Source organism: Mesorhizobium sp. M4A.F.Ca.ET.020.02.1.1 (assembly GCF_004022645.1).
In the GTDB taxonomy this organism is placed as follows: Bacteria; Pseudomonadota; Alphaproteobacteria; order Rhizobiales; family Rhizobiaceae; genus Mesorhizobium.
Map to the genome: position 1 here is coordinate 1 of NZ_RZOI01000208.1, position 8388 is coordinate 8388.

Genomic DNA, 8388 nt, shown 5'->3' on the forward strand with positions numbered 1-8388 from the left:
AGATGGAAGCGATCGAGCGCGCCGCGCTTGCGAGGCTTGCCATTCCCGATCCCTACGCGTAACTAAAAAGACCAATTGACCGGACGACGATGAACGACAAACCAGAGACTGCCGCCCGCCCCGACGCCGGCAGTGCGGCCAAGCCTTCCGAAAAGACGGAAGAGGGCTCGAGTCCGAGTACCACGACCGGCAGCATCGCCAGCGAGCCATCGCCTGCCGGTCCTTCCCTGTTCGATCGCGTGCTTGGCCTGTTCAGGCAGCGTAACGGAACCAGCCTGCGCGAGGAGATAGCGGACGCGCTGGCCGAAACGGCGAGCGACGCCGGCGCCTTCTCGCCCGGCGAGCGCGCCATGCTCAACAACATCCTGCGCCTGCGCGAGGTGCGCGTCGAGGACGTCATGGTGCCTCGCGCCGACATCGAGGCGGTCGAGATCACGACGACGCTGGGCGATCTTCTCGGCGTTTTCGAACAGTCCGGCCATTCCCGTATGCCGGTCTATTCGGAGACGCTCGACGACCCGCGCGGCATGGTCCATATCCGCGACGTGCTGGCCCACATCACCAAGCTGGCTCGCGTCAAGAAGGGACGCACCAGCCGCAAGACCCCGGCGGCGACGCTTCTCGACCTCGCCCAGGTCGATCTCGCCCGCACCATCGGCGAGCTCAACCTGATCCGCCCGGTGCTGTTCGTACCGCCCTCCATGCTCGCTTCCGACCTGATGGGGAGGATGCAGACAACGCGCACCCAGATGGCGCTGGTGATCGACGAGTATGGCGGCACCGACGGTCTCGCCTCTCTGGAAGACATCGTCGAGATGGTGGTCGGCGACATCGAGGACGAACATGACGACGACGAGCCGATGATCACCCAGACCGGCGAGGGCAACTTCATCGTCGATGGCAAGGCCGAGATCGACGAGGTCGCCAAGATGATCGGCGAGGATTTCACTGCCGGCGAGCATGGCGAATATGTCGACACCATCGGTGGCATGATCTTCAACACGCTGGGCCGGGTGCCTGCCCGCGGCGAGGTGGTGCAGGCCATCCCCGGCTTCGAATTCCACGTGCTCGACGCCGATCCGCGCCGCGTCAAGCGCGTGCGCATCGTGCAGATCCAGAAGGGCGAGCGCCGCCGCCGCACCGCCCGCGCCGAGCAGGCCTGAAATCTGCCCCCATGATCTCAGCATCGAGGGCTGGCACAGGTAACACAGATAACATCAGATTGCGCTTATCGATGTTTGGAGCGCGGACCGCGGCCTGATAAATCTTTTGCCGTGATTCGCGCGACTCGGAAGCCTGTATGCAGCGCCTGGCCGGCCGGATAATTCTGCTGTGGGGGTGGCGGCGGGCGCTGGTGGCGTTTCTCGCCGGAGCGCTGGCGGTCCTCGCCCAGGCGCCCTACGATTTCTTCGCCGTCTGCTTCATCTCGTTTCCGCTGCTGGTCTGGCTGATCGATGGCGCGACCGGCGAAGCCTCCGATGGCTGGCTGGGGCGGCTGAAACCAGCCTTCGCCATCGGTTGGTGGTTCGGTTTCGGCTATTTCCTCGCCGGCCTGTGGTGGATCGGCCAGGCGCTGCTGGTCGAAGCCGACAGCTTCGCCTGGGCCTTGCCCTTCGCGGTGGTCGGCATCCCCTTCGCGCTCGCATTCTTCTACGGTTTCGCCACGGTCGTGGCACGGCTGCTCTGGAGCAACGACATCGGCCGCATCGCCGCGCTCGCCTTCGGCTTCGGCCTGACGGAATGGCTGCGCGACTTCCTGTTCACCGGCTTTCCGTGGAATGCCATCGGCTATGCGGCGATGCCGGTGCCGTTGCTGATGCAGAGCGTCTCGGTGACCGGCATGATCGGCATGAACACGCTCGCCGTCTTCGTCTTTTCGCTGCCCGCTCTCGTCGCGGCGCGCCGCCAGCTTCGCCTGGGTTTCGCGCTGCTCATACTGCTTGTCGCCGCCCATGTCGGCTTCGGCCATGCCAGGCTCGCCGCCCGGGTCGAGCCGGCGACCCGTTCGGTCGATGTCCGCATCGTGCAGCCGGATGTCGACCTCAGCGAAAAATGGGACGCTTCGGTTCGCGACCGCATCTTCGCCACCTTGCTCGGCCTGTCGGGAAAGGCGCCAGAATCCGGCCATGCCAAGCCGCAGCTGATCCTGTGGCCGGAGACCTCGGTGCCGTTCCTCTTCACCGAGCGTCCGGACGCGCTGACCGCGCTGGGCGACATGCTCGGCGAGGGCCAGATGCTGATCGCCGGCGTCGTCCGCGAAGAGGGCGGCTCGGCGGCAGGCGCCGGCAGCCGCTATTACAATTCCGTGGTGGCGATCAACGACAAGGGCGAGATCACCGACGCCGTCGACAAGATCCATCTGGTGCCCTTCGGCGAATATCTGCCTTTCGCCGACCTGTTCGACCGCTTCGGGGTCGAACAACTGGTCGCCGGCCCGATGAATTTCGCGCCCGGCAACGTGCGCCATCCGATCGCGCTGCCGGACGGCGTGCGGGCGCTCCCCTTCATTTGCTATGAAGTCATTTTCCCCGACCTTGTGACGGTTGACGCAGCGTCATCTCAGCTTATTGTGAACGTCACGAACGATGCGTGGTTCGGCGACACGCCGGGACCATACCAGCACTTCAGGCAGGCCCAGATTCGCGCGGTGGAGAATGGATTGCCTTTGTTGCGCGCGGCTAACAATGGCATTTCCGCCATTGTCGACTCGCGCGGCCGCATTGTCGACGCGCTCGCAGTCAACACGCGCGGTGCCATCGACGCGCGCGTACCGATCTCTGGGCGCGCCCTCATTTCTGCCGATCGGCGGCGCATTAACGGATTGCTGATCATGTTCCTGTTCGCGCTGGGAGCCCTCGCATTGAATGTAAGGCAGCGGCTACGGGTGAATTGACAGCCGACACATTAGAAACTCATACTGTAAGCGCCTGAAATTTCTCGAAGTCGGTTGGAGGTTCTGTTGGGGCAGTTGGCTCCGGCTTCGTTTGGGCAAGAAAAAATAGAAAAAGCCGGAAAAATTCGGCGAGGAGAAAATGACAGAAGAAAACAAGAAAAAGCCGAATCCGATCGACATCCATGTCGGAAGTCGCATCAGGCTTCGGCGAAATATGCTTGGAATGAGCCAGGAGAAGCTGGGTGAGAATCTCGGCATCACGTTTCAACAGATCCAGAAGTACGAGAAAGGCACCAACCGGGTCGGCGCCAGCCGCTTGCAGGCCATAGCGTCCATCCTCAGCGTGCCCGTAGCCTTCTTTTTCGAGGATGCCCCGGGTCAGGAGGCCGTGGGCAACCGAGGATTTGCCGAAGACGCGTCGATGGCTTTCGCCGTCGAATTCTGCGGCAGTCCGGAAGGGCTTCAACTCAACCGCGCCTTCGTCAAGATTGCCGACGTCAAGGTGCGTCGCAGGATCATCGATCTGGTGAAATCGCTTTCTACCGACGACGCCGACTGATCCAGGGGCTTGTGCCACCGACGGCGCCCCGTCGGTGGTGGCACAAGACAAACTGTGCTCACATTCATGCCAGAACCGCGGCGGCGCTTGACGAGCGGCGCCCGGCACCGCTAACACGTGGCGCGCCAAAATCGGCAACCTGTCGATTTTTTTCAAGAGGGGACACCCGTGACGCGGCTGAACTACTTCTTCACCTCGGAATCCGTTGCCGAGGGCCATCCCGACAAAGTTTGCGACCGTATCTCCGACGAGATCGTCGATCTGGTCTATCGCGAGGCCAAGAAAACCGGCATGGATCCCTGGAAGGTCCGTGTCGCCTGCGAGACCCTGGCCACGACCAATCGTGTCGTCATCGCCGGCGAGGTCCGGGTTCCAGAGACGCTGCTGAGGAAAGACAAGGCCGGCAACATCCTCAAGGACGCCGCCGGTCATCCGGTCGTCAATCCGGCAAAGTTCAAGTCGGTAGCCCGCAAGGCGATCCGCGAGATCGGCTACGAGCAGGCCGGCTTCCACTGGAAGACGGCGAAGATCGATGTCCTGCTGCACGGCCAGTCGCCCGACATCGGCCAGGGCGTCGACAACGCCGCCGACCGCCAGGGCGAGGAAGGTGCCGGCGACCAGGGCATCATGTTCGGCTACGCCTGCCGCGAGACTCCGGACCTGATGCCGGCGCCGATCTACTACAGCCACAAGATTCTCGAGCTCCTGGCCGCCGCGCGCCATGACGGTGACGGCGAGGCCGGCAAGCTCGGGCCGGACGCCAAGAGCCAGGTCACCGTGCGCTATGTCGACGGCAAGGCCGCGGAAGCGACGCAGATCGTGCTGTCGACCCAGCATCTCGATGCGACCTGGGATTCCAAGAAGGTCCGCAAGGTCGTCGAGCCCTATATCCGCGAGGCGCTGGGCGATCTCAAGATCGCCGAGGACTGCAACTGGTACATCAATCCGACCGGCAAGTTCGTCATCGGCGGTCCGGATGGTGACGCCGGCCTCACCGGGCGCAAGATCATCGTCGACACCTATGGTGGCGCGGCGCCGCATGGCGGCGGCGCCTTCTCCGGCAAGGACACCACCAAGGTCGACCGCTCGGCAGCCTATGCGGCGCGCTACCTCGCCAAGAACGTGGTCGCCGCCAAGCTCGCCGACCGCTGCACCATCCAGCTGTCGTACGCCATCGGCGTCGCCCAGCCGCTGTCGGTCTATGTCGACCTGCACGGCACCGGCAAGGTCGACGAGGCAAGGCTGGAGGACGCGCTGCGCTCGGTCATGGACCTGTCGCCCTCCGGCATCCGCCGCCACCTCGACCTCAACCGGCCAATCTACGCGAAAACCTCGTCCTATGGCCATTTCGGCCGCAAGGCCGGCCGCGACGGTTCCTTCTCCTGGGAGAAGACCGATCTCGCCAAGGCGCTGAAGGACGCGGTCGCCGCCTGACGGCGACTGCAAACCTGTCCATGGATACAAAAGACAGGCCGAGCCGCGCGACCGAAGCTTTCTTCGGCCGCCGGCGCGGCAAGACCATCCGTCCGCAGCAGGCCGCGGCGCTGGAAAGCGGTTTTCAGACCTATCGGCTTGATCTGGCGGCCGAGCCGCCAGCCGACTTGCGCCAGCTGTTTGCCACCGATGTTTCCGCTATTCAGCTTGAAATCGGCTTCGGCGGTGGCGAGCACCTGCTGCATCGCGCGACGGCGGCTCCGCAAACCGGCTTTATCGGCGTCGAGCCGTTCGTCAACGGCATGGCCAAGCTGATGATGGCGGTCAGGGAAAAGCCGCTGGCCAATCTCAGGGTCTATGACGACGACGCCACACGGCTGCTCGACTGGCTGCCGCCAGCTTCGCTGGACGGCATCGACCTGCTGTATCCTGATCCCTGGCCGAAGAAGAAGCACTGGAAGCGGCGCTTTGTCGGTCCGGTCAATCTCGACCGTTTCGCCCGGGTGCTGAAGCCGAGCGGAAGATTCCGTTTTGCCTCCGACATCGACACTTATGTGAATTGGACACTGTTGCACTGCCGGGTGCACGGCGCCTTCACATGGCAGGCGCGGGACGCGGCCGACTGGCATCGGCCTTACGATGCCTGGCCAGGCACGCGCTATGAGGCCAAGGCCCTGCGTGAGGGCCGGCAGCCCGCCTATCTGACTTTCGTCAGAACATAGGCCCGGCGCGATACGGCTAACCGCGCCAGGGGCAGTTGCATCAGAAGCGCCCGATCTTTCAGAAGCGACCCATCCTGTCGAAGGCGGCCGGGTCCATTCCAAGTTTGCGCAGATCGTTGGTGCGCGGCCTGCGGCCGGCCTCGACGGCGCGCGACGCGGCAACGGCGCTGCCGAATGTGGTGAAGATGTCGCCGATGGCGGAAAACAGCTTGCGGCTACCCATGATTTTCAACCTTTCGCGCGCCACCGCGCGCAATTTCTCTTGTTGTGCGATGCAACATAGATAGGCGCGGCGCGCCAGCGATCACAGGGGCGTTACCGCATGGACGCCATGCGCCGGGCGCAAGGCTGCCTGGGCCGGCCTCCATTTGCTGGTGGTCCGCAGCAAGACCGCCGCGTTTGCCACGCTCCTCACGGTAGACTTGAAACGCCGGCCGGGATCGTCTATATCAGCGTCAAATTCTTGGTCGGTATGACGAAGAGTGGGTCCACCCGGTCCCGCTCTTTTTTATTACCTGCCGGCCAGTCACGAAGAAAGAGCGACAGGGACCTGATGAGCGCAGCGGCAATCGACGCCGACGACCGTATCATCCGCGAAAGCGGCATCGATGCCCGCATCGCGCTGATTGTGCAGCCGGTGCTGCGCGGCATAGGCTTCCGCCTGGTGCGGGTGCATTTGTCGGGCCAGAACGGGCTGACGCTGCAGATCATGGCCGAACGCGAGGACGGCACCATGACCGTCGAGGATTGCGAAGAGGTCAGCCGCGCCGTTTCTCCGGCGCTCGATGTCGAAGATCCGATCGAAAAGGCGTATCATCTCGAGGTCTCTTCGCCCGGCATCGACCGGCCGCTGGTGCGCAAGTCGGATTTCGCCACCTGGACCGGCCATCTGGTCAAGATGGAGACATCGGTCCTCGTCGGCGACCGCAAGCGCTTCAAGGGCAAGATCGCCGAGAGCGACGCCGATGGCGTGCTGATCGCCCGCGACAAGGCGGCCTATGGCGAGGAGCCGACGGTGCGCGTGCCTTACGATGCGATCGCCGATGTTCGGCTGGTGCTGACCGATGATCTCATCCGCGACGCTCTGTCGAAGGACAACAGGGCGCGCAAGGAAGCCAGGAAGCGTCGCGGCGAAGCGGAAGACGCAGCCGTGGATACGGAAAACGAAACCGAACAGGACAATTGATTTGAGCCGCCCGGCGAAAGGTCCGGCAACAGGCTCGGGAGAAAGACAATGGTTGTAAGCGCCAACAGACTGGAACTGCTGCAGATCGCCGATGCGGTCGCGCGTGAAAAGTCGATCGACAAGTCGATCGTCATCGCCGCCATGGCCGATGCGATCCAGAAAGCGGCGCGCTCGCGCTACGGCCAGGAGACCAACATCCGCGCCGACATCAACGCCAACACCGGCGAGATGAAGCTGCAGCGGCTGATGGAAGTGGTCGAGAAGGTCGAGGATTACGCTACCCAGATCGCCATTTCCTCGGCCCGCGAGCGCAACCCCGACGCCCAGCTCGGCGATTTCATCGCCGAACAGCTGCCGCCGATGGATTTCGGCCGCATCGCCGCCCAGTCGGCCAAGCAGGTCATCGTGCAGAAAGTGCGCGAGGCCGAGCGTGACCGCCAGTATGACGAATACAAGGATCGCATCGGCGAGATCGTCAACGGCACCGTCAAGCGCGTCGAATACGGCAACGTCATCGTCGATCTCGGCCGCGGCGAGGCGATCATTCGCCGCGACGAGCTGATCCCGCGCGAGAATTACAAATATGGCGATCGCGTCCGCGCCTATGTCTACGACGTGCGCCGCGAGCAGCGCGGCCCGCAGATCTTCCTGTCGCGTACCCATCCGCAGTTCATGGCCAAGCTGTTCACCATGGAAGTGCCGGAAATCTACGACGGCATCATCGAGATCAAGTCGGTGGCCCGCGATCCGGGCTCGCGCGCCAAGATCGCCGTCATCTCGCGTGATTCGTCGATCGATCCGGTCGGCGCCTGCGTCGGCATGCGCGGCAGCCGCGTCCAGGCGGTGGTCGGCGAATTGCAGGGTGAGAAGATCGACATCATCCCGTGGTCGCCGTCGGCCGCTTCCTTCATCGTCAACGCGCTGCAGCCGGCCGAGGTCGCCAAGGTGGTGCTCGACGAGGACGCCGAGCGCATCGAGGTCGTGGTGCCGGACGACCAGCTGTCGCTGGCCATCGGCCGCCGCGGCCAGAACGTCCGGCTCGCCTCGCAGCTTACCGGCTGGGACATCGACATCCTGACCGAGCAGGAAGAGAGCGAGCGCCGCCAGAAGGAATTCGTCGAGCGTTCGGCGCTGTTCATGGAGGCCCTCGACGTCGACGAGATGGTCGGCCAGGTGCTGGCCTCCGAAGGCTTCACCAGCGTCGAGGAAGTCGCCTATGTCGACGCCGGCGAGATCGCTTCGATCGACGGCTTCGACGAGGACACCGCTTCGGAAATCCAGACCCGCGCCCGCGAGTATCTGGAGAAGATCGAGGCCGAGCATGACGACAAGCGCAAGGCGCTCGGCGTCGAGGACGAGCTGCGCGAAATCCCCGGCATCACCACCGCCATGATGGTGACGCTCGGCGAGGACGGCGTGAAGACGATCGAGGATTTCGCCGGCTATGCCGCCGACGACCTGACCGGCTGGAAGGAACGCAAGGACGGCGAGACCAAGGTCTATCCGGGCGTACTCGCCAGCCACGGCGTGTCGCGCGCCGATGCCGAGCAGATGGTTCTGGCTGCCCGCCTCCAGGCCGGCTGGATCACCGAAG

The 8388-nt window shown here is 63.9% G+C and carries 8 protein-coding genes; 7 read left to right on the forward strand and 1 reads right to left on the reverse strand.

Annotation, left to right across the window (positions count from 1 at the left end; all coding sequences use genetic code 11):
- The first annotated feature begins 89 nt into the window (after nt 1-89).
- From EN742_RS15250 to EN742_RS15270, 5 genes are all read left to right on the forward strand, one after another.
- Complete coding sequence (locus EN742_RS15250; RefSeq protein ID WP_127404992.1) at nt 90-1163, forward strand: hemolysin family protein; 1074 nt, start codon at nt 90-92, stop codon at nt 1161-1163.
- 137 nt (nt 1164-1300) lie between these two features.
- A complete protein-coding gene (gene lnt, locus EN742_RS15255) occupies nt 1301-2893 on the forward strand; it encodes an apolipoprotein N-acyltransferase (RefSeq protein WP_128332983.1) in 1593 nt (530 codons plus the stop codon).
- A 139-nt stretch (nt 2894-3032) separates the two neighbouring features.
- Nucleotides 3033-3452: a helix-turn-helix domain-containing protein gene (locus EN742_RS15260; protein WP_126056673.1), complete on the forward strand. Its 420-nt coding sequence runs from the start codon at nt 3033-3035 to the stop codon at nt 3450-3452.
- A 168-nt stretch (nt 3453-3620) separates the two neighbouring features.
- Complete coding sequence (gene metK, locus EN742_RS15265; RefSeq protein WP_126056672.1) at nt 3621-4886, forward strand: methionine adenosyltransferase; 1266 nt, start codon at nt 3621-3623, stop codon at nt 4884-4886.
- Nucleotides 4887-4906: 20 nt separating this feature from the next.
- On the forward strand, nt 4907-5608 hold the full coding sequence (locus EN742_RS15270; protein WP_127406452.1) for a tRNA (guanosine(46)-N(7))-methyltransferase TrmB: 702 nt from the start codon (nt 4907-4909) through the stop codon (nt 5606-5608).
- Nucleotides 5609-5666: 58 nt separating this feature from the next.
- On the opposite strand, the gene EN742_RS15275 is transcribed toward EN742_RS15270, so the two are convergent.
- The gene (locus EN742_RS15275) at nt 5667-5831 is read right to left on the reverse strand and encodes a hypothetical protein (RefSeq protein WP_126056670.1); all 165 of its coding nucleotides are present in this window, start codon (nt 5829-5831) and stop codon (nt 5667-5669) included.
- Between the two features lie 330 nt (nt 5832-6161).
- Between EN742_RS15275 and rimP the strand changes: the two genes are divergently transcribed.
- Together rimP and nusA are read left to right on the forward strand one after the other, a co-directional pair.
- Complete coding sequence (rimP, locus tag EN742_RS15280) at nt 6162-6794, forward strand: ribosome maturation factor RimP (RefSeq protein ID WP_126056669.1); 633 nt, start codon at nt 6162-6164, stop codon at nt 6792-6794.
- A 48-nt stretch (nt 6795-6842) separates the two neighbouring features.
- Nucleotides 6843-8388: transcription termination factor NusA (nusA, locus tag EN742_RS15285; RefSeq protein ID WP_128332984.1), on the forward strand; the 1546-nt coding region annotated here is incomplete at its 3' end.

Coding starts and splice junctions, on each gene's coding strand:
- EN742_RS15250 (WP_127404992.1), top strand. CDS start 90: ATGAACGACAAACCAGAGACTGCCGCCCGCCCCGACGCCGGCAGTGCG.
- lnt (WP_128332983.1), top strand. CDS start 1,301: ATGCAGCGCCTGGCCGGCCGGATAATTCTGCTGTGGGGGTGGCGGCGG.
- EN742_RS15260 (WP_126056673.1), top strand. CDS start 3,033: ATGACAGAAGAAAACAAGAAAAAGCCGAATCCGATCGACATCCATGTC.
- EN742_RS15270 (WP_127406452.1), top strand. CDS start 4,907: ATGGATACAAAAGACAGGCCGAGCCGCGCGACCGAAGCTTTCTTCGGC.
- EN742_RS15275 (WP_126056670.1), bottom strand. CDS start 5,831: ATGGGTAGCCGCAAGCTGTTTTCCGCCATCGGCGACATCTTCACCACA.
- rimP (WP_126056669.1), top strand. CDS start 6,162: ATGAGCGCAGCGGCAATCGACGCCGACGACCGTATCATCCGCGAAAGC.